Raw genomic sequence first — 22,077 nt, 5'->3', positions numbered from 1 at the left:
TATTAGACTGCATGGGGACGAGTTGCCCGATTTCAATTGCAAATCATGCAACACCACTGAATGCATTGGCAATATAATGTCTGTAAGCGGCAGTTTCATGACGGTTTCGGGTAATTATGAATAATTTTGTTCATCTGGGCGAAAGGTAAGGGGGAGCAGCGGGGCCTCCCCCGGTGAGGGCCGGGGACACACTGGAGTTAAAAAATATGCGTATTGCACTCGTTTCGCTCGCCGCGGTTGCTGCCGTGGCTGCTGCTACTCCCGCCCTGGCCAACGAAGCACGCGTTGAAGCGCGCACCGGCGTGATCTGGGACGGTAGCGACAGCGAAGCAGTTGCTGGCGTCGCTGTCGGTTACGATTACGACCTGGGTGACAAGTTCTTCGTGGGCGTCGAAGGTTCGGCGGACAAGATCCTGACCGACAACACCCGCGTTTCGTGGGGCGTCGGCGGCCGCGCCGGCTTCAAGGTCCTGCCGGCCACCAAGCTTTATGCCGCTTCGACCTGGCAGTCGAAGTTCAGCAAGTACGGCAACAGCGCCGTTGCTGTTGGCGGCGGTGTCGAGCAGGGCCTCGGAAGCCAGTTCTACGCCAAGGCTGAATACAAGCACCTGCTGGTTGGCGACAACACCCCCGACGCAGACGTCGGCCTGGTTGGCGTCGGCTACAAGTTCTGATCGAACGCTTCGGCCTGGCGCAGCTACCGAGTTCGCCAGGCCGGGGCCGGACGATGGGAATCCGCTCTGCAAGGAGCGTAAGCCAGGGAAGGGCGGTCTATGAGGGGCCGCCCTTTCTCTTTGGGTCAGGCCGCGGCTGCTCAGGCGCCGCGCACGGCGCGGGCGAAGGCATCGATCCGGTCGAGGTCCTTTACGCCCGGCGCGCTTTCCACGCCCGAGGACGTATCGACCAGCGGCGTGCGGGTCATCCTGATGGCCTGAGCGACGTTGTCCGGCGTAAGGCCGCCGGCGAGGCCCCAGGGGACCGGCCCCTTCCAGTCCGCCACCAGGCTCCAGTCGAAGCTGAGGCCCATTCCGCCCGGCAGCGAGCCCTTGGGCGTCTTGGCATCGAACAGCACGAGATCGACCGCACCGGCATAGGCTGCGGCCCTGGCGGCATCTTCGGCGGTGGCCACGGACAGGGCTTTCCACACCGCTATCCCGAAGCGATCACGCAATTGCGCGGTGCGTTCGGGGCTTTCACTGCCATGAAGCTGGAGTGCATCGAGGCGGGCGCCCGCCACGGCTTCGGCGATCGCCGCGTCATCGGCATCGACGAACAGCCCGACCTTGCCGATGCGGTTTCCGGCCTGCTGCGAAAGCAGGGCTGCCTGCGCGGGCGTGACGTTCCGGGGGCTTCTGGGAAAGAACACGAAGCCGGCGTGGGCCGCCCGCGCGCGGATCGCCGCTTCGAGCGCTTCGGGCGTGCTTATCCCGCAGATCTTGATCGCCGCAGTTGGCATGTCGCTTTTCTGGCCTAGATTGTGTCCCCGATGTGAAGGGGGACCGATGATGAACCGACTGGGCCGCTATCTAATGCCATTTGCCGCCGCTGCAATGCTGGGAGGCTGCGGGGTGAAGGAGTCGTTCAAGGATGCCGAGATCGAAGTCGGCAAGTTCCATCAGGCGCTCGATGCCGGGCAGTGGCAGCAGATCTGGACCAAGGCCGATCCGCAATTGCGCGAGACGACTCAGCGCCCGCAGTTCGAGAAGTTCCTCGATGCCGTGCATCGCAAGCTGGGCAAGGTCCGCGAAGCGAAGCAGGTCGGCTGGAATGCCAATGCCACCACCGGCGGCAGCTTCGTCACCCTCACGTACCAGACGACCTTCGAGCATGGCTCCGGGGTCGAGCAGTTTGTCTATCGCAAGGGTGACGGAGGCGGAATGACCCTGGTGGGCTACAACATCGATTCGCAGGACATGATGCTGAACTGACCGGGGGCTGCCAGAGGGGGGATCAGGGGGCGAGTTCGAACTGCACCGTGACGTTCACGTTGGTTTCCAGTTCGCCTGCGGCGACCGGGGGAGCGGCGGCCACGGAATCCATGGCAGCCTTGGCGCGGTACATGATCGGTGACGGCGAATAACCGCCGCTCTCGCTGATGGAAATGATGCGGGCCACCCGCAGGCCGGTGGCGCCGGCATAGAGATCGGCCCGTGCGCGCGCGTCCTTGATCGCGGCGACTCGCGCCTCGTTCTGCGCGGCGTCGGGCTGGGAGAGCATGAAGTTGGGGCCGTTGACCTGATTCGCGCCAGCCTTGACCAGCGCGTCGATCACCTTGCCCATATCGTCGAGCTTGCGCTGGCGAACGCTGACGGTGTTGCCGGCCTCGTAACCGACGATCTCGCGCGGGCCGTCGACATAGGATCCGTCAGGCTGGCGCTTGGGCTGCGCATAGACCGGGTTGACGCTGAGACTGCTGGTCTGGATGTCCTTGTCGGCAACGCCTGCACGCTTGAGCGAGGCGATGACCTGGCTCATCCGCGTCGAATTGCTGTTCAGCGCTTCGCTGGCGGTGGCGCCCTGCGTGGTGACGCCCGCCGAGAAGCCCGCCATGTCAGGCGTGCGGGTGGAAGAGCCTTGTGCGTTGATCGTCAGCAGCGTGTGGCCCGCGGCGATGGCGGGGATCATGCCGGAGTCCTGGGCAAGGGCGGGAACCGCCATCGTCGATGCCAGGGCGGCGGTGGTAACGGCAAGCAGGTTCAGGGATTTCATGAGGTCGCACTCTCTATCCATTTGGCCATTCATTGGCCGGATCAACGATCTGGCTGGCGAGAGGTTGCCCGGCGCTGAACCGTGCATTTTGCGCTATGAAAGGTTTGTGTTCCACGCGGCGTCGCACCGGCCCGAACGGGCCGGTGACGCGAACAACACCCGGCAGCGGATTTCAGTTCAGAGCGTGGCCTCGATCGCGCGCGCGGCGGCGAGGGGGTCTTCGGCGCGGCTGATCGGGCGGCCGACGACAAGTACGCTGGCGCCGGCATCGCGCGCGGCGCGCGGGGTCATGGTGCGCTTCTGGTCGCCATTGCGGCCATCGTCCGGGCGCAGGCCGGGGACGACGAAGTAGCCGTCCTTCCACTGCTGATGGACGGCGGCGACTTCGTGGCCCGAGCAGACGATGCCGTCGAGCCCGGCAGAATGGGCAAGATCCGCCAGGCGCAGGGCCTGTTCGTGCGGTTCGGCGTTGACGCCGATGGCGTTCAGGTCGCCGCCGTCGAGGCTGGTCAGCACGGTGACCGCCACGACCTTGCAGTTCTCTCCGGCAGCGGCCTTGGCGTCTTCCATCATGGCGCGGCCACCGGCGGCGTGGATGGTGACGATCGACGGTTCGAGCACGTGGATCGCCTGCATGGCGCCGGCCACGGTGTTCGGAATGTCGTGCAGCTTGAGGTCGAGAAAGATCGGCAGGCCGAGCTTGTGCAGTTCGTGCACGCCGTGATGGCCGTGGGCACAGAAGAATTCGAGACCGAGCTTGATCCCGCCGATGTGCCCGGAAACCTTTCGCGCCAGCGCCTCTGCGGCGTCTAGGCGGGGCAGGTCGAGGGCGAGATAGACGGGATTGCTGTTCATGTTCTCAAGGTTCCGGCGAGGGTTCTGGGGTGGAGAGGGGGGTTTCGACGGTGGTCGGGGAAGCGACGGCCGACGGCACGCTGTTGGCGCGCAGCGAGTTTTCCAGGCTGGCGATGCGGCGCTGGAGCCGCCAGCGCATCGCGCGCAGGTAGAGCCACACCGGGGCCATGCCGAGGCCGAAGAAGACCAGCGCCACGACGCCGACCGGCCATTCGAAATGAACGTAATTGGCATCGTCGAGCGGCCAGAAGTTCACCGGGACCTTCGTCCAGTTCATGGCTATGAAAGCGACCAGGATCGCGGTGATCGCAATCCACAGCACCGTGCGGACTATCTGCATGTTCCCTCCGGCAATTCGTGTACCAAGACCTTCGCAATCGCGCTCGATGCTAAGCGCGATTGCGAGGCATGGGAAGTGTCGGCTGGAAGCTTAGTTCCCGAAAACGCGCGCGAAGATCGTGTCGACCTGCTTGAAGTGATAGTCGAGGTTGAACTTGTCCTCGATCACTTCGACCGGCAGCGCGGCGGTGACTTCCTCATCCGCCTTGAGAAGTTCGAGCAGCGAGAGCTGACCGTCCGATTCCCACACCTTCATCGCATTGCGCTGAACCAGGCGATACGACTGGTCGCGCGTCAGGCCGGCCTGGGTCAGCGCCAGCAGCACGCGCTGCGAGTGGACGAGGCCGCCCATGCGGTCGAGGTTCTTCTGCATGCGCTCGGGATAGACGAGCAGCTTGTCGATCACGCCGGTGAGGCGGGCCAGTGCGAAGTCGAGGGTGATGGTCGCGTCGGGGCCGATGAAGCGTTCGACCGAGGAGTGCGAGATGTCGCGCTCGTGCCAGAGCGCCACGTTTTCCATCGCCGGGACCACGGCCGAGCGTACGACGCGGGCAAGGCCGGTGAGGTTTTCGGTCAGCACCGGGTTGCGCTTGTGCGGCATGGCCGACGAGCCCTTCTGGCCGGGCGAGAAGTATTCTTCCGCCTCAAGCACTTCGGTGCGCTGAAGGTGGCGGACTTCGATGGCGAGGCGTTCGATCGAGCTGGCGATCACGCCCAGCACGGCGAAGAACATGGCGTGGCGATCGCGCGGGATGACCTGCGTCGAGACCGGCTCGACCGCGAGGCCGAGCTTGTCGGCCACATAGTCTTCCACGGCCGGATCGACGTTGGCGAACGTGCCCACGGCGCCCGAGATCGCGCAAGTGGCGACTTCCTCGCGGGCGGCGAGCAGGCGGGTCTTGCAGCGCGAGAATTCGGCATAGGCTTCGGCCATCTTGAGGCCGAAAGTCACCGGCTCGGCGTGGATGCCGTGGCTGCGGCCGATGGTCGGGGTGTACTTGTGCTCTTCGGCGCGGCGCTTGATCGCGGCCAGCAGGGCGTCGAGGTCTTCGAGCAGGATGTCTGCGGCCTTGACGAGCTGGACGTTCAGCGTGGTGTCGAGCACGTCGGAGCTGGTCATGCCCTGGTGCATGAAGCGCGCTTCGGGGCCGACCTGCTGGGCTACCCAGTCAAGGAAGGCGATCACGTCATGCTTGGTCACGGCCTCGATGGCGTCGATCGCGGCGACGTCGATGGTCGGATTGGTGGCCCACCAGTCCCACAGGGCCTTGCCGGCGCTCTCGGGCACGGTGCCCATCTCGCCCATCTTCACGGCGGCGTGCGCCTCGATCTCGAACCAGATGCGGTAGCGGGCTTCGGGTTCCCAGATCGCGGTCATTGCGGGGCGGGCGTAACGGGGGACCATGTTCGACTCCTTGAGTGACCTGACTCGACCGGGGCTGCGCTGGCAGGCTGACCGGGCCTCTTGCGCCAGAGCCGCTAGGGCGGGCTTGCGATAAAGGCAAGGGCGCGTGGGCCCGCTTCTCGCAATCCTGAGGCCGGATCGCGGCCGTTCCGGCGCGGGCGTGCAAGGTTTGCACGGCCTGGGCGGTGTTCGGGACGGTTATCGAAGCGCTCCGCAACCTTTGCGGGGAAACGATTTTTCCGGCTTCAAGGAGCCATGTTCCACGAGATGCGCTATCGAGAGGACAGCTTTTCGCGGCTCCTCGTCACAACAGGAAGAACAAGCGATGCGACGTGCGCTTTCGATTTTTCTCGCCACTGCCTTCATTCTGGGTGCGCCCGCGGCCCAGGCGGAGGAAACGAAGCTGGAGGAATTCGGCACCGATCTCGAACGCTTCCCCTATCCCTGGAAGGTCGAGCGCATGGACCTGAAGGTCGGCGCCGAAAGCGCCTCGATGGCCTATATGGACGTGCAGCCGGACCAGCCCAACGGGCAGGCCGTCGTCCTGCTCCACGGCAAGAACTTCTGCGGTGCGACGTGGGAGGATACCGCCCGCACCCTGCTCGGCGCGGGCTACCGGGTGTTGATTCCCGACCAGCTCGGCTTCTGCAAATCGTCCAAACCCGCCTCCGCGCAGTACAGTTTCGCGATGATGGCCGATGCGACGCACCGGCTGATGGAGAAAGTCGGGCTGGAGAAGGCGATCATCCTTGGCCATTCGACCGGTGGCATGCTCGGCCTGCGTTTCGCGCTGATGTATCCCGGCGCGGTGCAGCGGCTCGTGCTGGTGAACCCGCTTGGCCTTGTCGATCGCATGGAGGAGGGCGTGCCCTATGTCCCGCTCGACAAGCTGCTCGCTGCCGAGAAGGCCAAGGGCTATGCCGAAATGCGGCAGTACCAGCTCGATACCTACTATCACGGTGAGTGGAAGCCAGCCTACGACCGCTGGGTCGCGATGCTGGCGGGCCAATATGCGACGCCGGACAACGATGCCGCCGAACTGGCACAGGCTAAGACCGCCGAGATGATCCTGACCCAGCCGGTTTCGCACGAGTTCGGCCGCCTCGCCGTTCCCGTCACGCTGATGATCGGGATGAAGGACACCACGGTGTTCGGCAAGGGGCAGGCGCCGGCCGAGGTGCGCGCGAAGCTGAAGCCCATTCCGGCGATTGCCCCTCAGGCGGCTGCGGCGATGCCGTCCGCGCGCATCGTCGAACTGCCGGACTTCGGCCATTCGCCGCAAGTGGAAGCGCCGGAGGTGTTCGGCGCGAAATTACTGGACGTGCTGGGCGCCCCGGCGCCGTGAAGGCCGGATATCGACCGGCGAGGAAAGCCGCGTGGGCTGTTACGGGCTCGGCGGCAGGGCGCCGGGGTTCCGGCGGCACGCCGGAGCAGGGGTGGCCGAGGCCTTCCAGCGCAGTTCGTAAGTGACGAGAAAACCGTCATGGTCCGATAGCTTCGGGCTTTCCGGGCGTCCGTCAAACAGGGCCTCCACCCGGATCGGGCGGATCCGGACGCTGTCTCCGCTCCACAGGAACTGCAGGTCCTGCGTGTCCATCCACGGTTCATCGCCATCCCATGACATGCGCACGTCGCATCCCGAGGCAGGCTCGGCGCAGATGCGATGGACGAGATCGAGCGACTGATAGCGGGAGAAGTTCTCCCAGCGCTGTTCCGAATGGCGCATGTTGAAATCGCCCCCGAAGATCAGCGGCGTTGCGTCATCGTGAGTCCGGTCGATGAACTCGGAGGCTTCGAGCGCCTGCCGGTCATGCGCTGCGAGATTCCGCGCGGCCGGGGCCCGGGAGGCCCCGCGCGAATTCATGTGCGTATCGTAGATGTCGATCAGCGTGGGCACGCCGGGAATCTCGATTCGCGCCAGTGCGATGCCCTTGTTGGCAAGGCAGTCGAACCCGGCGCAGGATTTGCGCCCATAGGCGCGCCGCGCGGTATCGACGATCGCGTAGCGCGAGGCGATGGCAAGGCCGCTGCCGAAGAAATGAATGCCGATCTCGCCGCGCTGGAGATTGGAGTTGCCCGGCAGCTTCTGCCTGGTGGAGCCGCGGGCGCGGGTGGTGCGGTGCGGGCCGGAGTGGATCGCAGGGTAGCCGGTGGAAGCGACCGCCCGCTTGGCGGCATCGCTGAACATTTCCTGGAACAGCACCACGTCGGGCGCGGCTCCGGCGGCGCGCATGGCGGAAAGGCGCTGGCCGATCTGCGAGAGGGACGGCCCCCGGCCGCTGCGCGCGGGCCAGGACAGGCCTTCCATATTGTAAGTCAGCACCGAAAGTGTCGCGGTGGCCGTTTGCCCGTCGTCGAGCAGCGTGATCGGGGGCGGCTGGACGGCGCTGCATGGCACTTGCGCCGAAGGGGGCGCCATCGTGTTGCAGCCGGCGACCAGCAGCATGAGGCCGATTCCCGCAGCGCTTCGGGAAAGAGCAGGTCCACCATTCATCCGTTTGCGGAAATACATGCCAGCGACCTAAGTCCTGCGAGATCGCAAGTCCATGGCGGCGCGGTCAGGCGGTGGGCCACTGGAATTCCATGCACACTTCGCCGAAGGTGGTTCCGTCCGGGGCGAAGCTGCGTTCCACGATCATGCCCTTGCCGCCGCGCTGTACGGCCAGCACCGTGCTGCACCGCGTGCCGTAGAGGGGATCGCGAATGAAGACCGGGGCGAAGCGCGGCTCCGGGCCGTCTTCGGAAATGGCGAGCCGTGGGTCCGGGGTTTCGGCGCGCAGTGCGGCGAGCAGGTCTGCAGGGTTAGCATCGCCTTGGGCCAGCCAGGTGGCAATCGACTGCTCGACCTGGAGCGTCTTGGGCCAGGGCACGTCGAACCCGCCGTTCGAAAGGCCATGGATGCCCGGCAGGAGCGGGCGTGATTCGGGGGCGGGGTGGTTGGTCAGGAAACGCGCCTCGCCCGCGGCCACTTCGACGAGGTTGAAGGGGTTCATCGATTCGACCGGTTCGGACCGGCGGCCTTCGAGCAGATCGGTGACAAGCTTTCCGCGTGAAGGCCTGCCGGGCACGGAGCCTTCCGGCACCCGGTAATTGGTCACGAGGACGAATCGGTTCGTCCTTGCCGTTTCGCCTTCGGTGAGGCCCAGCCAGGTGCCCCCGCCCAGCAGGTCCCGTCCGGCGATGATGCCGCTTCCATCACCCCAGCGCGCGAGCGGGGCGGTGGGGCGGGTGTGGAACTCGTCCCGGTTGCCGGCAACCACGAGCGGCCATTCCGGGTGGGCCTGCCATGCCACGGCGGCAACGCACATCGTCAGATCAGTCCCTTGGCCCTGAGGCTCGTATGGCCTTCCCGGCCGATGATGACATGGTCGTGCACCGAGATGCCGAGCAGTCGTCCGGCCTCGGCGATGCGGTTGGTGACCTCGATGTCGGCGCGGCTGGGCTGGGGCGAGCCGGAAGGGTGGTTGTGAACGAGAATCAGCGCCGTTGCCCCGATGTCCAGCGCACGGCGAATCACCTCTCGCGGATGGATGGCAGCTTCGTCGATCGAACCGTCTCCCACGAGGTCGTCGAGGATCAGCATGTTCTTCGAATTGAGATAGAGCACGCGCACACGCTCACGCGTGAGGTGCGCCATGTCGATCGTCAGATAGTCTATCAAAGCCTGCCACGAGCCGATCACCGGTGTTTCGCGCACTTTCTGGCGGGCGAGGCGGGTCGCCGCGACAGTGACCACCCGCAGCGCGGCCACGGCCGCCTCGCCCATGCCGGGGTGGCCGGCCAGCGCGCGCGGATCCGCCTGCAGCACGCCCGCCAGCGAGCCGAAGCGATGGATCAGGTTGCGGGCGAGGGGTTTCATGTCGCGCCGGGGAACGGCCTGCATCAGCAGGAGTTCTATGACCTCGTGATCCCCCAGAGCTTCCGCCCCACCTTCGACCAGCCGCTTGCGCAACCGGGCCCGGTGGCCGCTGGGATCGTTCCCCGTCTGCGCGGCGCGCTCATCCCGGGCGCCCGAAACCCCACCGGCATCCGGGCCGGAGTTTTCGGCGGGTTCATCGAAGAGACTGTCGTGATCGGGCATAACGTGCACAGACAATTGCCTTTCCCGGACGCCAAGCGCAAGTGAAGGACCGGATGCCTCAGGAGCATGACCCAGCCACCGCTCCGGCGGAAACGCCCCCGCCGCGCCGCAAGCGCCGGAGGGCGTTTGCACTCGTCCTGCTGACGGGCGCCGCGCTCGGGCTGGCCGGCACATGGTTCTGGCGCGAGGATATCGCCGAAAACCTGATCTCCGGCGAGCTTGCCAAGCTGGGGCTTCCTGCCACTTACGAGATCGTCAACATCGGTCCTTCTGAACAGGTCGTGCGCAATCTCGTGATCGGCGATCCCCGCCGGCCGGACCTCACTGTCGAGGAAATCCGCGTCGCCACGCGGCTGAACTGGGGTTGGCCGGGCATCGGGCGAATCACCGTGGTTCGGCCGCGCCTTTTCGGCACCCTTCACGGCGGCAGGTTCAGCCTGGGCTCGCTCGACAAAGTGCTGAACGCGGGTGAGCCGAGCAAGGACTACGCCTTGCCCGACCTCGACGTGGCGGTGGAGGACGGGCGCGCCCTGATCGAGAGCGACTATGGCCGCATCGCCGCCAGGCTTGCCGGAAAAGGCGGGCTGCGCGGCGGGTTCGACGGTGAACTCGCGGCCCTTTCTCCGCATCTTGCCGCGCAAGGCTGCGAGGCGGGGCGGACCACGCTCTATGGCAGGGTCCGCATCTCCGGCGGCAAGCCCCGCTTCACTGGCCCGCTGCGGCTGGACGGTCTGGCCTGCCCGAAGCAGTCGCTTCGGGTGGCAAAGAGCGGCGCGCAGCTCGACGTGACGCTCGACCGGTTGCTCGACGGAGGCGAGGGCAGGATCGGTCTAGATGCCGGCGAGACAGGCTTCGCGGCCAACCGGCTGGAGGGCCTGACCGGCTCGGGACGTTTCACCTATCGCAGGCAGGCGCTCACCGCTCAGTTCCGCGTGGAGGCGAAAGGCCTCGCTACGCCGCAGGCGCGGCTGGGGGAACTGGCGTTCGATGGAAGCCTGCGCTCCGCAAACGGTCTTGCGCGATTCGATCTCGACGGAGACGTGACGGGCAAGGGCGTCTCCATCGGCGAATCGGTTGATGCCATGCTGGTCGAGGCGGCGCGCGCCGGGGAGGGCACGCTCGCCGCGCCGGTCGCCACGCAGGTCCGCTTTGCGCTGGCCCGCGAGACGCGGGGCAGCACGCTTGACGCGAATCTCATCCTGAGGCGCGGCGAGGACGGGTTCAGCCTGGTGGTGCCGCGCGGCCATTGGCGCGGGGCCAGCGGTGCCTCGTTGCTGGCGTTGTCCCGCCTGCAGGCGAAATTCGGGGCGAACGACCGCCGCCCCGTGGTCACCGGCAATTTCGCAAGCGGCGGGCAGGGATTGCCGCAAGTTTCCGGGCGGATGGAAAGCGATGCACGCGGCCATCTCGCGCTGCAGGTCGAGATGCCGGAATACCGCGCCGGCGATTCCCGCGTGGCCCTGCCGCATTTCGCGCTGAGCCAGACGCCTGACGGCACCATGAGCTTCACCGGCGAAACGCGCCTTTCCGGTGCCTTGCCCGGCGGCGCGGCGCAGGATCTGGTCCTGCCGATCGACGGCCGCTGGGGCGCGGACGGCACGCTTGCGGTCTGGCCGCGATGCACGACGATCGGCTTCGGGCGGCTCGCTTTTGCAAATCTCACGCTCGACAGGCGCAGCCTGCAAGTCTGCCCGGCGCGCGGCGGTTCGATCCTGCGCAGCCATGCAGGCGGGTTCGACATCGCCGCAGGCGTTCCGGCGCTCGACGTGTCCGGGCACCTTGGCGAAACCCCGATTCGCGTCGCCAGCGGCCCGCTCGGCTACGCGCAGTTCGCCGGCAGGCCCGGCGCGCTGACCGCGAAGGCGGTCGATGTCAGCCTCGGTCCGCGGGAGGCGCCATCGCGGTTCCGGCTCGCCACGTTGGATGCGCAAGTGGGCAAGGATATCGGCGGGGCGTTCGATGAAGCGGACATTTCGCTCGCCGCCGTCCCGCTCGACCTCAAGCAGACCGCGGGCAACTGGCGCTATTCGGGGGGCGTGCTCGCCATCGACAAGGCCCGCTTCACCCTGGTCGATCGCCAGCAGGCGCCGCGTTTCCAGCCTCTCGTCGCCCGCGACGGAACGCTGAGGCTGGAAAACAACGTCATTACCGCCCAGGCCGTGCTGCGGGAGCCCACCAGCGACCGTGAAATGGTCCGCGCCGACGTGGTCCACGATCTCGGCAAGGCGAGCGGCCATGCCGACCTCGCGGTCTCCGGGATCACGTTCGACAAGCAGGTCCAGGCCGAAACGCTCTCGCCTTTGCTGCTGGGCATCGTCTCGAACCTGGAAGGCAGCGTCCACGGCACCGGACGGATCGACTGGAACGGGCAGGGCGTGACCAGCCACGGGCGCTTCGCCACCGACGGCCTCGATTTTGCGGCGGCGTTCGGTCCGGTGAAGGGATTGAGCGGGGATATCGCGTTCACGGACCTGCTCGGCTTCGTCACTGCGCCGGACCAGAAGCTGAAGATCGCCTCGATCAATCCCGGCGTGGAAGTGACCGATGGGGAGCTGTCGTTCCAGATGGAGCCCGGCTACCTGCTGCGCCTGAACGGAGCACGCTGGCCGTTCATGTCAGGCACGCTGACGCTGGACCCGGCGACGATGCGCATCGGCGCCTCGGAAACACGGCACTACAAGCTCAACGTCAGCGGGCTCGACGCGGCGACCTTTGTTCAGCACCTCGAACTCACCAACATCAATGCCACCGGCGTCTTCGATGGCGAAGTGCCGCTGGTGTTCGATGAGCAGGGCGGGCGCATCGTCGATGGCTACCTCGCCTCGCGCGATCCGGGCGGCAATGTCAGTTATCTGGGCGCGCTGACCTACAAGGACCTTTCGGCGATGGGCAATTTCGCCTTCGGTGCGCTCAAGTCGGTGGACTACAGGCACATGGAGATCGGGCTGGGCGGCTCGATCTCGGGCGAACTTCTCACGCGCATCAGTTTCGACGGGCTCAGCCAGGGAACCAGTGCGCAGCGAAACTTCATCACCAAGCAGATCGCGAAGCTGCCGATCCGCTTCGTCGTCAAGATCAAGGCGCCGTTCTTCAAGCTCTTCGGCTCGATGCGTTCGCTTTACGATCCCACTTACGTCACCGATCCGCGTGCGGTCGGCATATTCAGCACGGTGCCGGGGCAGGTCCCGACGGGCGATCCCGGTTCAACTCGTCCCGCCCCAGCCACCATTCAGCCTCCAGTCAGCGAGAATAATCCATGAAGGCCCTGGAATTGACCGGAAGCACTCCGGCTGCGACAAGTCCGGCGATGATGAGCCAGGCACTCCACAACCCGCAGCAGGTTCCCTTTCGGTCCGGCAGGCGCGCCGTTCGCGCCCTGATGGTGGTGATGGGTCTGGGATCGATGCTGGGCGGATGCGTGAATGTGAGCGCGCCCGACAAGCCGATAGTGATCGAACTCAACATCAACATCAGGCAGGAAGTTATCTATCGTCTCTCCCAGGACGCGGAGAACACGATCAAGGAAAACGAAGGCGTATTCTGATGAGCAAGATCCGTTTCAGCAGTCCCGTCGCCTATCTGGGTGCGATTGCGCTGGCACTTGGTGCCGGTAGCGGCGCGCTGGCGCAGGAAGGGCGCGACCCGGCCTATGCCGCAGCCCGTGCCGCAGGGCAGGTGGGCGAACAGAAGGACGGTTATCTCGGCGTGATCGGAGCGCCTTCCGCCGATATTCGCGCCATGGTTCGTGACCTCAACAACAAGCGGCGCGCGATCTACACCGAAAAGGCCGCGGGCAAGAGCACGATCGAGGAATATGCCTTTGCCACGGCATGCCGCCTGATCTCGCAGACCCAGCCGGGCGAAAAGTATCAGGCCCCCGATGGTTCATGGAAGGTTCGCGGTGCCGGAGCGCCGGAGCGCGATGCACGCTGCCCCTGATATCGGGCTGGCGCTGATATCGACAGCGTCTAATGAACATTGAAAGGGCGGCCGGTTTTCCGGTCGCCCTTTTTCGTATGTCGAAGAGCGCCGCGTTCGCGAAGGCGAGCGGCCGGGCTTCCTCCCGAGCTGAATATCCCGGCGGACGTTCGGCGCGTTCTTGAGGATTTTCTTCGGCATCGTCCTTGCGGTATTGTCCGCAAGGCACCACTTCCGCAGCCTGATCGACACTTGGACACACGCCGTCGCGTGTGAACAACTGTTGCCGCGCGCCTCGTGCCATGGTTGACTCAAGAATAGCCCCACCCTAAGGGGGCGGCGCCCTCGGCGGGCAGCCGTTGAACGCGTCATTACGTTCCTATTCGTTTGAGAGGAGGAGCCTGACATGAACGACGAGCCGTCCGCACGGGAACCTGTCGGCGAGGATGCGCGCCTCGATTCGCTGGACGATCGGCTGAAAGCCCTTCGTGAGCGGGAGGCGAAGCGTCAGAAGCCGGTCGCGGGCGCGGAAACGGACGATGCCTATCGTGCCGGAAACCGCGTCCTGGCCGACTTGCTCGGTGGGGTTGCCGGTGGTCTGTTTCTTGGCTGGGTGATTGATCACTTTGCCGGAACATCGCCCTGGGGTCTGATGGTAATGATGTTCCTCGGAATATTCGTTGCCTTCAGGAATATTATCAGGAATTCGAACCGGCGCCCGGATTGACCCAAGGGGGGTGGATTAGGGCGCTGTCGTTCATTGGCGACAGGGATATTCGCGTGGCAGCCGAAGCGAAGGTCGATCCGATGCACCAGTTCAGCATCCAGCCGTTGTTCGGCTCGGAAGGCTGGAGCATCGCCGGTTACAACATCGCCTTCACCAACAGCACGCTGTGGATGGCGATTGCCGCCGTCACGCTGGCGTTCTTCGTTGCGGGCGGCATGAAGCGCCAGCTCGTGCCCGGTCGTTGGCAGATGGCGGTGGAAACCTTCACCGGCTTCATCGACGGCATGCTGGCTGCGAACGTCGGCCCCGGCGGCAAGAAGTACGTTCCGTACATCTTCTCGCTGTTCATGTTCATTCTCTTCGCGAACTTCCTCGGCCTGCTGCCGCTGGGCGTGATCGGTCTCCATGCCTTCACGTTCACCAGCCACTTCTCGGCCACGGGCGTTCTTGCGGTGCTTTCCTTCGCGATCGTCATCATCGTCGGTTTCGCGAAGCACAAGCTGCACTTCTTCTCGCTGTTCGTGCCGCACGGCACTCCGGTGATCATGATCCCGCTGATCTTCTGCGTGGAACTGATCTCCTTCCTGGTGCGCCCGTTCAGCCTCGGCCTGCGTCTTTTCGTCGCAATGATGGCCGGCCACGTCCTTCTTGAGGTTCTTTCGAGCTTCGTCATCAGCTCGGGCAATGCCGGTATCGGCCTCTTCGCCATCGCCGGGCTGCCCAGCTTCATCCTGATGGTCGGCATCTGCGCTCTCGAGCTGCTGGTTGCCGGTATCCAGGCCTATGTTTTCGCTCTTCTCACTTGCGTCTATCTCAACGACGCCGAGAATCTTCACTGATTTTTCAGTCTCACTCGAGTTTTCCAAAGGGAGTTTTTGAAATGGACGCAGAAGCTGCAAAGCTGCTTGGTGCTGGTTTCGCCGCAATCGGTTGCGGCCTCGCCTCGATCGGCGTGGGTAGCGTTTTCGCGAAGTTCCTCGAAGGCGCGCTGCGCAATCCGGGCGCCGCTGATGCCCAGCAGGGCCGTCTCTTCATCGGCTTCGCCGGTGCCGAACTTCTCGGTCTGCTGTCGTTCGTCGTTGCCGCGCTGCTGATCTTCGCCTGATCGCGCGCCACTGATCCGGTCCGGCTGCCCGAACCCTTTGGTGAGGCGGCCGGATCACCGGATGCAAGAATTCTATCGGCCACTTCGAGACAGGGCGGACCCATGCCTCAGATCGCACAGCTAGCCGCGACTTATTCCAGCCAGATCTTCTGGATGCTGATCTTCTTCGGCTTCACGTTCTTCGTCGTTGGACGGGGAATGGTTCCCAAGGTCATGGATACGGTCGCGCAGCGCGACAAGCAGATTGCCGACGACCTCGCCGCCGCCGAGCGCTTCCGCGCATCGGCCGATGCGGAAGAGGAAGCCTGGCGCACGCGTGAGAACGCTAACCGCGCCGAGGCGCAGGCCCTTATCGCGGAAGCCCGCGCCAAGGCCGCTGCCGTCACGACCGAGCGCCTCGCGACCGCGCAGGTGGCAATCGACGCCACGCTCGCCGAAGCCGAAACCCGTATCTCGCAGGCACGCCGTTCGGCCGCCGCCGAGATCGAGGACGTCGCCGCCGACGCCGCGCGCGAGATCGTCAGCCGCATTGCCGGCCTGACTCTTGACGACGGTGCGGTTCGTTCCGCCGTTAAGGAGAACCTGGTCCATGGCTGAGAACACTGAGCTGTCCACCACGGACACCGTCGTCGCCGAGGGTACGTCCCACGAAGGCGCCGAGATGGCAGGAACCCAGGCCGGCGTGGAGCATCATGCCGAACCGCTGCTGCTGGGCGTCGCCCCGCCGGTTGCGGTCGTCAGCGCCTCGATGCTGGTGCTCATCGCGATCATGCTCTGGAAGGGGCTGCCGAAGATGATCTCCGGCGGTCTCGACAGCAAGATTGCCGAGATCAAGGCGCAGCTTGCCGAAGCCACGACTCTGCGCGCCGAAGCGGAAGCGCTGCGCAAGGAATATGCCGACAAGATCGCGAGCGCCGAAAAGGACGCCGCGGCCATGCTCGACCATGCCCGTCACGAAGCGGAAACCATCGTCGCCAAGGCTCAGGCCGATACGACCGATGTCATCGCCCGCCGCGAGAAGATGGCCCAGGACAAGATCGGCGCCGTCGAACGTGCCGCCGTCACCGAACTGCGCCAGCAAGCCGCTGCCGCCGCTGCCGCGGCAGCGCGGGGCCTTATCAAGACCAACCATTCGGCGGATGCCGACAAGGCGCTGGTCGATCAGGCAATCGCCGGAATCTGATCTTTTCCGGATCGGCTGCGAAGCAAAAGGCCTCCGTGCGCTGCACGGGGGCTTTTTTGTGTCCCGCGTCCGGTCATGTCCGGCGGGAGCGTGATCGGGAGTTGACGGGCGCTGCGTTTGGGATCAGAGCGACGCCCGCGCAGCCCATGTTGCTGCGGTGTTTCAGGAAGCGAGGACATGTCAAGCGACAGTTCCAGTAGGACCGCACGCCCGGAGGTCGTCCGCTAGTTCTCGCTGGCCGTCGTCCGCCCGGGTCGTGCGGACGAAAGGTGTGATGATGGTGAACGACCTCTTCGCCGGCGTGACCGCCGGTGCCCGTCCCGCCAAGAGCGGGCTCTATATTGCAGATATCGTCGAGATGCTTCAGGCGCTGGCGCCGCAGGCCGCTGCCGCCAAGCTCGGCCGCATGGCCGACGTGCGCGCCGTGGCTGTGCTTGACCGGCCCGAATTCTCGGCGGCTCCCGATGTCCTGGCCTTGCTGCCGCAGCCGCGCGCCGTCCAGCTTCTTGCGCAGATGGCGGAAGACCGGGCTGCCGACGTGCTTGCCGAAATGGACGAAGCCGTGGCTGGCCAGCTCCTCGGCGCCCTTGCTCCCGAAGTGCGCACTTCGCTGCGCAGCCTGCTGGCATGGCCGGAAGACAGCGCCGGCGGCATGATGACGACGGAGTTCGTCGCCGCACGGATTTCGGCCAGCGTGGCTGAAGTTCTCGATCTCATCCGTACGGTGGAGCGCAGCCGCGAGACGGTCTATTCGGTGTTCCTTCTCGACGAGCGGGGCCGCCTCGATGCCACGATCTCGCTGCGCCGCCTGATCGCCGCACAGCCCGATTCGCCGGCGATCGACCTTGCCCGGGACCGGGAGCCGGTAACGGTGACGCCCGGCACCGACCGCGAGGAGGTGGCTCACCTCATCCGGCGGCACGATCTTCTTGCGCTGCCGGTGGTGGACGACGAGGGGCGGCCCCTCGGGATCGTCACCGTGGATGACGTGCTTGACGCGCTGGTGGCCGAGCATACCGAGGACGTCCAGAAGTTCGGCGGACTGGAGGCGTTCGACCGCCCCTATCTCGAAACCGGCTTCTTCGAGATGATCCGCAAACGCGCGGGCTGGCTCAGCGTGCTGTTCGTTTCGGAAATGCTCACCGCCAGCGCCATGCAGCATTTCGAGAACGAACTGGCCCGTGCAGTGGTGCTGACGCTGTTCATCCCGCTGATCATGAGTTCGGGCGGCAACAGCGGCAGCCAGGCGACCTCGCTCATCATCCGGGCGCTTGCGGTCGGCCAGGTGCGCCTGCGCGACTGGTGGCGCGTGGCGCTGCGCGAACTGCCGGCGGGCATGGTGCTGGGCGCCATCCTCGGTACGGTGGGCTTCGTGCGCATCGCCGCGTGGCAGGCGCTGGGCTTCTATGATTACGGCAGCCACTGGATCCTGATCGCGACCACTGTTTCGGCCGGTCTTGTAGGGATCGTGACGTTCGGTTCGCTGGCGGGCTCGATGCTGCCGTTCCTGCTCCAGAAGCTGGGCTTCGATCCGGCCAGTGCATCGGCCCCGTTCGTCGCGACGCTCGTGGATGTCACGGGGCTGGTGATCTATTTCACCATCGCGCTTGCCATTCTATCCGGTACGCTGCTCTAGGCCCGGATGATCGAATTGGCGACCCATCCCTTGTCGCCGGATACCAGACGAAAGGACGGCCCCATGGCATTCACCGCGAAGATCCTGTTGCTCGGCTCGGGCGAACTGGGCCGCGAATTCGTGATCTCGGCCAAGCGGCTCGGCTGTCAGGTTGTGGCCTGCGACGCTTATGAGGGCGCGCCTGCCATGCAGGTGGCGGACCAGTTCGAGGTGTTCTCCATGCTCGATGGCGAGCGCCTGCGTGCCGCCATCGAGAAGCACCGGCCCGATTTCATCGTCCCCGAGGTTGAGGCGATCCGCACCGAGGTGCTGGCGGAAGTGGAGGCCGAGGGTTTCTGCGTCGTGCCGTCCGCGCGCGCGACCCAGATGACGATGAACCGCGACCGTATCCGCGAAGTGGCGGCGACGGAACTCGGCCTGCGGACTTCGCGCTATCGCTATGCCGAGAACCTGGATGAGGTCATGGCCGGCGCCGCGCACACGGGGCTGCCTTGCGTCATCAAGCCGGTCATGTCGTCATCGGGCAAGGGCCAGAGCACGGTGCGCGATGCCGCCGATCTGGAGAAGGCGTGGGACTACGCCGTGTCCAACATGCGCGGTGACCGTGCGCGCGTGATCGTGGAGGAGTTCGTCGATTTCGATTACGAGATCACCCTCCTGACCGTGCGCAGCCGCGAGGGCGTGTCGTTCTGCCCGCCGATCGGCCACCGACAGGAGCGCGGCGATTACCAGGAATCCTGGCAGCCGACGCCGATGGCGCCCTCCGCCATCGCCGATGCGCAGGACATGGCGCGCAAGGTCGTGGACGATCTTGGCGGTTACGGCATTTTCGGCGTGGAGTTCTTCGTGAAGGGCGAGGATGTGATCTTCTCCGAGCTCTCGCCGCGCCCGCACGATACCGGGATGGTCACGCTCATCTCGCAGAACCTTTCCGAGTTCGACCTCCACGCGCGCGCGATTCTCGGCCTGCCGATCCCGGAAATCACCCTGCATGGGCCCAGCGCCTCGGCGGTGATCCTGGCTGACCGGGTGTCCGATTCCTTCGCTTACGAAGGCCAGGCAGATGCGCTGGCGACGCCGGGCGGCCAAGTGGACCTGCGCCTTTTCGCCAAGCCCACGACGCGGCCCTATCGCCGGATGGGCGCGACGCTGGCGCTCGCCGGAGATACAGACAGCGCACGCCGGATCGCGGCGGAAGCCGCCGCGAAAGTGCGCATCGTTTACGAATAAGGGGAGGGCAGGGGAGCCGCTCCCCTGCCGCCTCAGAAGCTGTTCTTGGCTTCCCGCAGGGCCGCGAATGTAGCCACCGCGTCTCCATGTGACCCTTCCGGCGCCCAGCGCGCCTGCAGCGCCGGATCGTCCGCGCGCAGGAACGGGTTGGTGAGCAGTTCGCGGCCCAGCTTGGCCGGAACAGTGGGCAGCCCGGCCGCCCGGGCGCGGACGATATCGTCGGCATAGGCTGCCAGCTCGGCATTGTCGGGGTCGGCGTGAAGCGCGAACCTGGCGTTCGATGCGGTATATTCGTGCGCGCAGTAGAGCATCGTGCCCGCAGGAAGCGCCTTGATCCGCTGGAGGCTCGCCCAGAACTGGGCCGGATCGCCTTCGAACATGCGCCCGCAGCCCAGCGCAAAGACCGAATCGCCGACGAAAGCCATTTGAGCGCCGGGAATGTAGTAGGCGCAGTGGCCCAGCGTATGGCCGCCCACGTCGATAACCTGGGCTTTCCAGTCACCCAGCGAAACCACGTCGCCTTGCATCACCGTGCGGTCCACGCCGTCGATCCTTGCGGCATCGCCCTGCGGCGCGGTGATCGTGCAGTTGGTGACGGCCTTGATGGCCGCATTCCCGCCAGCGTGATCGGGGTGCCAGTGGGTGTTCCAGATCTGGGTGATCTGCCAGCCCCTGTGTGCGGCCTCGCGCAGATATTCGTCGGCATCCGGGGTATCGATGCAAGCGGTTTCGCCGCTCGCCGGATCGTGCAGCAGGTAGCCGTAATTGTCGCTGAGACAGGGAAACTGGTGGACTTCGAGCATGGGGTCTCTCCTCAGGGAGAGATTTAGGAGCTCAATCGGCGATCGGGAAGCCGCCTTCGCATTGCGAAGTATCGCATGTGCCGGCTGAGCCGGCGAAATCCAGGATCGAGGTGGCCGCCAACAGAAAGGCCTAGGCGATCGGTACGCCCCAACGTTCGAGGACTGTTTTCAGCAGGTCTCGTATCGCCATGCGCGGAGCCTATCACGTTCCCGCAAAAGCAAAAGCCCACCCGGATTTCTCCGGACGGGCCTTTACTGATTCACCTCGCGGTGAAACCCGGAACGTTCTTACGAACGGTTCTTGAGGGCTTCGCCGAGGATGTCGCCGAGCGAAGCGCCCGAGTCCGACGAACCGTACTGTTCCACGGCTTCCTTCTCTTCGGCCAGCTGGCGGGCCTTGACCGAGAAGTTGGGCTTCTTGGAACGGTCGAAACCGGTGACCATGGCGTCGAGCTTCTGGCCGACCTGGAAGCGGTCGGGGCGCTGCTCGTCGCGGTCGCGGCCGAGGTCCGAACGCTTGATGAAGCCGGTGGCGCCATCGTCGCCAGCCTGGACTTCCAGACCGCCGTCGCGAACTTCGAGGACGGTCACGGTGGTGACCTGGCCACGACGCAGGCCGCCTTCGCCGCCGGCTGCGGCAACGCCGCCAGCTGCCGGAGCACCGCGCTCAAGCTGCTTCATGCCGAGGCTGATGCGTTCCTTCTCGACGTCGACGTCGAGAACCACGGCCGAAACCTGCTCGCCCTTGCGGTGCAGAGCCAGCGCGTCTTCGCCCGAGATGCCCCAGGCGATGTCCGACATGTGAACCATGCCGTCGACGTCGCCGTCGAGACCGATGAACAGGCCGAATTCAGTGGCGTTCTTGACTTCGCCTTCAACCTGCGAACCGACGGGGTGCTTCTCGGCGAAGGCTTCCCAGGGGTTCTGCTGAGCCTGCTTGAGGCCGAGCGAGATGCGGCGCTTGTCCGAATCGACTTCGAGAACGACCACTTCGACTTCCTGCGAGGTCGAGACGATCTTGCCGGGGTGGACGTTCTTCTTGGTCCAGGACATTTCCGAAACGTGGACGAGGCCCTCGATGCCGGCTTCCAGTTCCACGAAGGCACCGTATTCGGTGATGTTCGTGACAGTGCCCGACAGCTTGGCGCCGACCGGGTACTTGACGGCTGCGCCTTCCCACGGATCGCTTTCCAGCTGCTTCATGCCGAGGCTGATGCGCTGGGTGTCCTGGTTGATGCGGATGATCTGGACCTTCACGGTGTCGCCGATGGCGATCACTTCGCTCGGGTGGTTGACGCGCTTGTAGCTCATGTCGGTGACATGGAGCAGGCCGTCGATGCCGCCGAGGTCAACGAACGCACCGTAGTCGGTGATGTTCTTGACGACGCCTTCGATGACCTGGCCTTCGCTCAGCTTGTCGATCAGCTCGCTGCGCTGTTCGGCGCGCGTTTCTTCGAGGACGGCGCGGCGCGACACGACGATGTTGCCACGGCGACGGTCCATCTTGAGGATCTGGAAGGGCTGCGGCACGTCCATGAGCGGGGTGACGTCGCGCACGGGGCGGATGTCGACCTGCGAGCCGGGAAGGAAGGCAACGGCGCCGTCGAGGTCGACGGTGAAGCCGCCCTTGACGCGGCCGAAGATCACGCCTTCGACGCGCTTGCCTTCACCGAATTCGTTTTCGAGCTTGTCCCAGGCGGCTTCGCGGCGTGCGCGGTCGCGCGACAGCATCGCTTCACCGTCGGCGTTTTCGACGCGGTCGACGTAAACTTCGACTTCGTCACCGACCTTGAGGCCGTGGTCGTCTTCACCGCGGGCGAATTCGCGCAGGGCAACGCGGCCCTCGCTCTTCAGGCCCACGTCGATGACGGCCTTGTCGTTTTCGATGGCGGTGACGGTACCCTTGACGACGCGGCCTTCGAAGCCGTCATCGGCGACGCCGCCGAGCTGATCGTCAAGCATCTTCGCGAAATCATCGCGAGTGGGATTGGCAGAAGTAGCCATTAAAGGTCTTTCCTGTTCAACATTTTCCCGGCCAGGCGGTTGTTTCCGCCGGTCTTTCCTCCGCTTTGCCGCACCATGCAGG

The 22,077-nt window shown here is 65.3% G+C and carries 23 protein-coding genes; 13 read left to right on the top strand and 10 right to left on the bottom strand.

Annotated features, from left to right (window positions below):
* The first annotated feature begins 206 nt into the window (after positions 1-206).
* Positions 207-674: an outer membrane protein gene (locus tag ACXJ16_RS08215; protein ID WP_054439809.1), complete on the top strand. Its 468-nt coding sequence runs from the start codon at positions 207-209 to the stop codon at positions 672-674.
* 140 nt (positions 675-814) lie between these two features.
* Here ACXJ16_RS08215 and ACXJ16_RS08210 read toward each other — a convergent pair whose 3' ends face one another.
* Positions 815-1,456 (bottom strand): phosphoribosylanthranilate isomerase, encoded by a 642-nt coding sequence (locus tag ACXJ16_RS08210; protein WP_463920367.1) that lies wholly within the window; start codon positions 1,454-1,456, stop codon positions 815-817.
* Between the two features lie 112 nt (positions 1,457-1,568).
* Here ACXJ16_RS08210 and ACXJ16_RS08205 point away from each other — a divergent pair, with 112 nt between their 5' ends.
* Positions 1,569-1,928 carry a DUF4019 domain-containing protein gene (locus tag ACXJ16_RS08205; protein WP_454796854.1) on the top strand — a complete coding sequence of 120 codons (360 nt, stop codon included), beginning with the start codon at positions 1,569-1,571 and terminating at the stop codon, positions 1,926-1,928.
* Positions 1,929-1,950: 22 nt separating this feature from the next.
* Here the strand turns inward: ACXJ16_RS08205 and ACXJ16_RS08200 are convergent, their stop codons facing one another.
* From ACXJ16_RS08200 to purB, 4 genes are all read right to left on the bottom strand, one after another.
* A complete protein-coding gene (locus tag ACXJ16_RS08200) occupies positions 1,951-2,709 on the bottom strand; it encodes an SIMPL domain-containing protein (RefSeq protein WP_185997795.1) in 759 nt (252 codons plus the stop codon).
* 177 nt (positions 2,710-2,886) lie between these two features.
* Entirely contained in the window at positions 2,887-3,564 is a 678-nt protein-coding gene (pyrF, locus tag ACXJ16_RS08195; RefSeq protein ID WP_054439805.1) for an orotidine-5'-phosphate decarboxylase, read from the bottom strand.
* Between the two features lie 4 nt (positions 3,565-3,568).
* The gene (locus ACXJ16_RS08190; RefSeq protein WP_054439803.1) at positions 3,569-3,904 is read right to left on the bottom strand and encodes a LapA family protein; all 336 of its coding nucleotides are present in this window, start codon (positions 3,902-3,904) and stop codon (positions 3,569-3,571) included.
* A gap of 90 nt (positions 3,905-3,994) precedes the next feature.
* Positions 3,995-5,308, bottom strand: coding sequence for an adenylosuccinate lyase (purB, locus tag ACXJ16_RS08185; RefSeq protein WP_054439801.1), 1,314 nt, complete (start codon positions 5,306-5,308; stop codon positions 3,995-3,997).
* 325 nt (positions 5,309-5,633) lie between these two features.
* Between purB and ACXJ16_RS08180 the strand changes: the two genes are divergently transcribed.
* Positions 5,634-6,653, top strand: a complete 1,020-nt coding sequence (locus ACXJ16_RS08180; protein ID WP_324698684.1) for an alpha/beta fold hydrolase — start codon at positions 5,634-5,636, stop codon at positions 6,651-6,653.
* A gap of 39 nt (positions 6,654-6,692) precedes the next feature.
* Here the strand turns inward: ACXJ16_RS08180 and ACXJ16_RS08175 are convergent, their stop codons facing one another.
* From ACXJ16_RS08175 to radC, 3 genes are all read right to left on the bottom strand, one after another.
* Complete coding sequence (locus ACXJ16_RS08175) at positions 6,693-7,754, bottom strand: endonuclease/exonuclease/phosphatase family protein (protein ID WP_463920365.1); 1,062 nt, start codon at positions 7,752-7,754, stop codon at positions 6,693-6,695.
* Positions 7,755-7,866: 112 nt separating this feature from the next.
* Complete coding sequence (locus tag ACXJ16_RS08170) at positions 7,867-8,616, bottom strand: NRDE family protein (protein WP_463920363.1); 750 nt, start codon at positions 8,614-8,616, stop codon at positions 7,867-7,869.
* A 2-nt stretch (positions 8,617-8,618) separates the two neighbouring features.
* A complete protein-coding gene (gene radC / locus ACXJ16_RS08165; protein WP_463921773.1) occupies positions 8,619-9,389 on the bottom strand; it encodes a RadC family protein in 771 nt (256 codons plus the stop codon).
* Positions 9,390-9,442: 53 nt separating this feature from the next.
* On the opposite strand from radC, the gene ACXJ16_RS08160 reads away from it, so the two are divergent.
* The 10 genes from ACXJ16_RS08160 to purT all read left to right on the top strand — a co-directional run bounded on the left by ACXJ16_RS08160 (position 9,443) and on the right by purT (position 19,188).
* On the top strand, positions 9,443-12,649 hold the full coding sequence (locus ACXJ16_RS08160) for an intermembrane phospholipid transport YdbH family protein (protein WP_463920362.1): 3,207 nt from the start codon (positions 9,443-9,445) through the stop codon (positions 12,647-12,649).
* Entirely contained in the window at positions 12,646-12,933 is a 288-nt protein-coding gene (locus ACXJ16_RS08155) for a YnbE family lipoprotein (RefSeq protein WP_054439794.1), read from the top strand. Before ACXJ16_RS08160 ends, ACXJ16_RS08155 begins: the two co-directional genes overlap by 4 nt.
* Entirely contained in the window at positions 12,933-13,328 is a 396-nt protein-coding gene (locus tag ACXJ16_RS08150; RefSeq protein WP_054439792.1) for a YdbL family probable chaperone protein, read from the top strand. Before ACXJ16_RS08155 ends, ACXJ16_RS08150 begins: the two co-directional genes overlap by 1 nt.
* 385 nt (positions 13,329-13,713) lie before the next feature.
* The gene (locus ACXJ16_RS08145) at positions 13,714-14,034 is read left to right on the top strand and encodes an AtpZ/AtpI family protein (RefSeq protein ID WP_054439790.1); all 321 of its coding nucleotides are present in this window, start codon (positions 13,714-13,716) and stop codon (positions 14,032-14,034) included.
* A 53-nt stretch (positions 14,035-14,087) separates the two neighbouring features.
* On the top strand, positions 14,088-14,873 hold the full coding sequence (locus ACXJ16_RS08140) for a F0F1 ATP synthase subunit A (RefSeq protein ID WP_054439788.1): 786 nt from the start codon (positions 14,088-14,090) through the stop codon (positions 14,871-14,873).
* Positions 14,874-14,914: 41 nt separating this feature from the next.
* Complete coding sequence (locus tag ACXJ16_RS08135; RefSeq protein WP_054439786.1) at positions 14,915-15,139, top strand: F0F1 ATP synthase subunit C; 225 nt, start codon at positions 14,915-14,917, stop codon at positions 15,137-15,139.
* 102 nt (positions 15,140-15,241) lie between these two features.
* Positions 15,242-15,736, top strand: coding sequence for a F0F1 ATP synthase subunit B family protein (locus tag ACXJ16_RS08130; protein ID WP_054439784.1), 495 nt, complete (start codon positions 15,242-15,244; stop codon positions 15,734-15,736).
* A complete protein-coding gene (locus ACXJ16_RS08125; RefSeq protein ID WP_082370470.1) occupies positions 15,729-16,322 on the top strand; it encodes a F0F1 ATP synthase subunit B in 594 nt (197 codons plus the stop codon). Before ACXJ16_RS08130 ends, ACXJ16_RS08125 begins: the two co-directional genes overlap by 8 nt.
* Positions 16,323-16,578: 256 nt before the next feature.
* Positions 16,579-17,958: a magnesium transporter gene (gene mgtE, locus ACXJ16_RS08120; RefSeq protein ID WP_243692632.1), complete on the top strand. Its 1,380-nt coding sequence runs from the start codon at positions 16,579-16,581 to the stop codon at positions 17,956-17,958.
* Between the two features lie 63 nt (positions 17,959-18,021).
* The gene (gene purT / locus ACXJ16_RS08115) at positions 18,022-19,188 is read left to right on the top strand and encodes a formate-dependent phosphoribosylglycinamide formyltransferase (protein WP_324698688.1); all 1,167 of its coding nucleotides are present in this window, start codon (positions 18,022-18,024) and stop codon (positions 19,186-19,188) included.
* A 32-nt stretch (positions 19,189-19,220) separates the two neighbouring features.
* Here the strand turns inward: purT and gloB are convergent, their stop codons facing one another.
* On the bottom strand, positions 19,221-19,991 hold the full coding sequence (gene gloB / locus ACXJ16_RS08110; RefSeq protein WP_324698689.1) for a hydroxyacylglutathione hydrolase: 771 nt from the start codon (positions 19,989-19,991) through the stop codon (positions 19,221-19,223).
* A gap of 288 nt (positions 19,992-20,279) precedes the next feature.
* Positions 20,280-21,995 (bottom strand): 30S ribosomal protein S1, encoded by a 1,716-nt coding sequence (gene rpsA, locus ACXJ16_RS08105; protein WP_132469073.1) that lies wholly within the window; start codon positions 21,993-21,995, stop codon positions 20,280-20,282.
* Positions 21,996-22,077: the final 82 nt, after the last annotated feature.

The organism is Novosphingobium sp. TK71, assembly GCF_055361505.1.
This window is presented reverse-complemented; position numbering and strand designations above follow the sequence as displayed.